The sequence below is a fragment of the Gottfriedia acidiceleris genome (genome assembly GCF_004138285.1).
In the GTDB taxonomy this organism is placed as follows: Bacteria; Bacillota; Bacilli; order Bacillales; family Bacillaceae_G; genus Gottfriedia; species Gottfriedia acidiceleris_A.
Genome location: NZ_SCFN01000065.1, coordinates 1 through 489 on the forward strand (window position 1 = coordinate 1; position 489 = coordinate 489).

General features: G+C 34.6%; 1 protein-coding gene. It reads left to right on the top strand.

Annotation, left to right across the window (positions count from 1 at the left end; genetic code table 11):
• Positions 1-253 (top strand): isochorismatase family protein (locus EP747_RS23985; protein ID WP_129692488.1); only part of this gene is annotated, 253 nt, incomplete at its 5' end.
• Between the last annotated feature and the right edge of the window lie 236 nt (positions 254-489).

Genomic DNA, 489 nt, shown 5'->3' on the forward strand with positions numbered 1-489 from the left:
TTATGATGTGTATGTTGTAACTGATGCTTCTGGTGGTGTGTCTACTGAAGCTCATAATATGGCTATTGAACGTATGGTTCAAGCTGGTGCACATCCAATAACTTGGATGCAATATATGCTTGAGTTACAACGTGACTGGGCTAACGGTGCAACTTATAACCAAGTTTTAGATATTGCGAAAGAACATGGTGGAGCTTATGGATTAGGTGTTCAATATGCTCAAGATATGTTTGGAGCTCATGAAGGTAAATAAATAGATTATTCATTTCAATAATATCTCGATTTAAAGATTCTTAAAGTAATAGTATTTAGCGATTTAATTAACTACAAAAAAACTTATTAATCAAGGGGATGGATTATAATGAAAAGCATGACTAAAAAATTAACAGGTTTAGGTGTTGCATTATCTTTAGGATTAGGTACATTAGGAGCTATGTCGGTTCACGCCGATACTACAAAAACACCAATGAAGGTAGCGACTACTACTCA